Raw genomic sequence first — 3,504 nt, 5'->3', positions numbered from 1 at the left:
TCCCGGCACAAACGGCGCGAATGATGCACACACGCAAAGAGGGGCGTTAACGGGCATCATGATTATCCCCTCCTTCTCAGCCCGATAGACTTTCGGCGGGATGAGGCCGTCCTCACCCCGGAGACGACCACTTCAATGACTACATACTAGCAGAGGTCTGGTACTTTGTCAATACCCGGTTTTTGCCGTTTTTGGGCTACAGGGACTTCCCCCGGGAACTTCGCAGGACCCAGATCATCTCGTTATCTTCCGGGCCGAGGGGCCGGCAGTCGAAATCGCCGAAGACCGCCTCGATGTCGAAACCGCAGCGCCGGACCAGGTGTTCCATCTCGCGCGGCGTCACCCATGCCCGGACCAGCGGCAACTCGGCTTCGCGCAGCAGGCGTCCGCGGTGGTCCCATTCCTCGATGCGGTGCCGCTCGATGATCAGTTGCCGCACCTCATCGTATTCCGCTGTGTGATGGTGGACAAGCCGGATGCCGGCATCGGGTATGTGGTGTTCTCCCGCGAGCAGGAATTCGCCCGGATCGTGCATGCCGCGGACCGCGACGATGCGCGACGGCCACGCCGCCCACACGTTCAGGATGAAGACGCCGTCATCCCTGAGGTGATTGCGCACCTGCTGCAGGCACGCGCACTGGTCCGCGGGCGTGAGCAGGTGCATGAAGGTGCGGTAGGCCATGACGACGAGCTTGAATTCCGCGGCGAGGTCAAAATCGCGCATGTCCGCCTGCACCAGGTCCAGCTTGCCGGGCAGGCGGCGAATCCGGCGCGCCTTTTCCTTGCACAGGGCGAGCATGCCCGCCGAATTGTCCAGTCCGGTCACGTCGACGCCCGACATCGCCATGGGAATCGCGAGACGGCCCGTGCCACAGCCCAGTTCGAGCACGGGACCGCCAATGCGCACGGCCTGCCCGACGTAGAACTCGGCTTCGCCCGGCAGCCCTTCGTGGATGAGGTCGTAGTACGGCGCCCAGGCGTCGTATTCGGCGGGGGCGGGCTTGCGCCGGGACCGGCGCGCCGGACTACTCATGCGCGGCAGCCCGCGCGCCCGGCGGGCCGATGGTTTCATTCAGGAACGCGAGGATTTCCTGGAAAATCTCATTGCGCTTCCGGGGATAGAAGAAATCGAAGGCGTGCCCGCGCTCCGGCACGGAAATCAGCCGCGATTTCACGCCCGCTTCCTCCAGCTTCTCGTAGGCGCGCTGCGCCACGACGTAGGGGACGAGATTGTCGTTCTCGCCCTGAATCAACAGCATGGGCGCCGTGTCCTGGTCAAAATAGGTAAGCGGCGAGGCCACCACGTAAGGGTCTTCGCCGCCTTTGTAGTCTTTCGCGACAAAACGGCGCATCATCCGCTTCGCGATGCCGCCGATGCTGATCCAGCCCGTTGGACGCTTGTATTCCGTGAGATCGAGCGCGCCATAAAGGCTCACCGCCGCGCTGATCCGGCTGGAGGGACCGGGATTCTCCGTTCCCTCGAAGGCGGGCTTCGCGCCGGTGGCGGCCAGCATGGCGACGATGTGTCCGCCCGCGGAATTGCCCAGCGCGGCTATCCGGTCGGGGTCGATTCCACAGGCATCCGCATTGAGGCGCAGCCAGCGCACCGCGGCCTTTGCGTCCTCGACGCAGGCCGGGAATCCGTAACGGGGCAGTTTCCGGTAGCTGATAGCCGCCGCGACATAGCCCTCCTCCGCCAGCCGGTTCCCGTACCAGCGCAGTTGATAGCGCGTTCCGCCGGTCCATGCGCCGCCGTGGACGAGCAGCACGCAGGGACGCGGCCCCCGCTCCAAGCCGCCCTCGGGCAGGAACAGGGTCAGGTGCTGCGAGCGCGTTCCGGCTTTGGCGTAACACAGATTCTCCTGCGTGCGGACGCCATGAACGCAGCCTGCCATACACATCGCAATCACGCCAGCGTGCAAAGGGAAAACCCAGGATCGCACGGTTCGCCTCCCCCGTCACGGATGCGTGACGGACCCTCATTATACCCAAACGCTTCCGCCGCGCGCGGCGGCGGCGTTTGTGCGGGACCGGCGCCGCCCATTATGCTCAGCCGCGTCGGAGTGGGCGCATGCCGATGCCAAACAAGAGAGAGGATACCCCGCGGAGCGCAGCGCCGCGCGGAAACCGGGCCGAGTCCGTCAGCGGTTGGGTCCAGGCGCTGGCGCTGGCGGTGGTCATCGCGGCGGTCACGGTCTACGCGATGCGTTTCGCGCCGCGGCTGGGTCTGGACGCCTACCCGTATCTTGCGGGCGCGGCCATGGTCATCGGGGCCGCGGTTGTGGTGTTTCTGGTCTTCGGACCGTCCTGGCTCGTCATCTCGCTGTTTCTGGTCAAGATGATCGTGGGCCATCAGTTCCGTTCCATGCATGTTTTCCCGCTGTCAGGTGTCGAATGGCACCCGCGCGAACTCTGGCTCTTCCTGCTGCTCGCGCATTTCGCCGTGAAGCTGTTGCTGGGCCGCGCGAAGCTTCGCCCCGACCTCTACCACTACTTCTTCTATCTCTACTGCTTCTTTTTCGTGTTCATCGCCGCCGTGGGCCTGTGGCGGCAGATGAATCTCACCGAGATCATCGAAGAATGCCGTTTCCCCGTCTTTTTGTCCACGTATTTCGTTTTTGCGGCGTGTGTCTCGGGAAGACGCGAGGTCTGGTTTCACGCACGGGTCATTCTCGCCCTGACAGCCGTGATCGCGCTCGCGGCGTGCGCCTTTTTCGCCTACACCCTCGTCACGGGGAACGTCATCAACACGCAGAACGTTTACGGCGAGTACGTGCAGCGGCAGTTCGGCTCCTGGCTGCTTCAATCGGTGCGGCCCAACGGCCACATGTTCTACGAGGTTTGTTTCGTCGTGCTTGCGGCGCTGCTGTGCTGCCGCGAGACCGCGCCGCGCATGAGGCTGCTGTATGGCGCGCTGCTGGGGTTATTCGCCTGCGCGATCGTGATTACCATGATGCGCACCGCGTATGTCGCGCTTGCGTGTTCGCTGGCGATCCTCGTCTTCATCAGCCTGCCGCGCGGGATGCGCTGGGTCGTCGCGTTTGCCGGCATGGCGGCGGCGGTTCTCGCCGTGTTTGCGCTGGGCGCGCACCTGTACGAGTCCACGGCGCAGACGCTGCCCGGCCTCGAGGTTTCGCTGCGGGCGCGGGTCGAGGAGATGCGCGGCGCGTGGGACGCCTTCGCGCGGAGCCCGATCACGGGCGCGGGCATGGGCAGTTCGTTCGAAGGCATGGGCTGGGTGGCGAAACAGAGCACGGTGGCCTACGGCCAGGCCACGTATCAGACCGTGCACAACGTGTGGATGTACTACCTGTTCAAGGGCGGCATCCTCGGGATGGCGCTGGTGCTGACCGGGCTGGGCGGCATCGTCGCGCGCGCGTATCAAGCCATAGACCGCACACAAGACGCGCGCGGCCGGTTCCTGCTGCGCGGCCTCGTCGCCGCGACGGCCGGGCAGCTTGTCGCGTCGCTGGCCATGCCGCGATTGACGTACCCGGCCGGCGC

At 65.2% G+C, this 3,504-nt stretch carries 3 protein-coding genes; 1 reads left to right on the top strand and 2 read right to left on the bottom strand.

The genetic code is table 11. The features are described 5' to 3' along the window. Positions 1-196: 196 nt before the first annotated feature. Positions 197-1,033, bottom strand: coding sequence for a methyltransferase domain-containing protein (locus KA184_23650; GenBank protein MBP8132586.1), 837 nt, complete (start codon positions 1,031-1,033; stop codon positions 197-199). Beyond that, the gene (locus KA184_23645) at positions 1,026-1,895 is read right to left on the bottom strand and encodes an alpha/beta hydrolase (protein MBP8132585.1); all 870 of its coding nucleotides are present in this window, start codon (positions 1,893-1,895) and stop codon (positions 1,026-1,028) included. The genes KA184_23650 and KA184_23645 overlap by 8 nt, the downstream gene beginning before the upstream one ends. A 176-nt stretch (positions 1,896-2,071) precedes the next feature. Between KA184_23645 and KA184_23640 the strand changes: the two genes are divergently transcribed. After that, a partial coding sequence (locus KA184_23640; GenBank protein MBP8132584.1) for an O-antigen ligase family protein occupies positions 2,072-3,504 on the top strand: 1,433 nt, incomplete at its 3' end.

The organism is Candidatus Hydrogenedentota bacterium, from assembly GCA_018005585.1.
Classification (GTDB): domain Bacteria; phylum Hydrogenedentota; class Hydrogenedentia; order Hydrogenedentales; family JAGMZX01; genus JAGMZX01.
This window is presented reverse-complemented; position numbering and strand designations above follow the sequence as displayed.

Excerpts from the sequence above, each read along its gene's own strand:
- KA184_23650 (MBP8132586.1), bottom strand. The coding sequence starts at position 1,033 with ATGAGTAGTCCGGCGCGCCGGTCCCGGCGCAAGCCCGCCCCCGCCGAA.
- KA184_23645 (MBP8132585.1), bottom strand. The coding sequence starts at position 1,895 with ATGGCAGGCTGCGTTCATGGCGTCCGCACGCAGGAGAATCTGTGTTAC.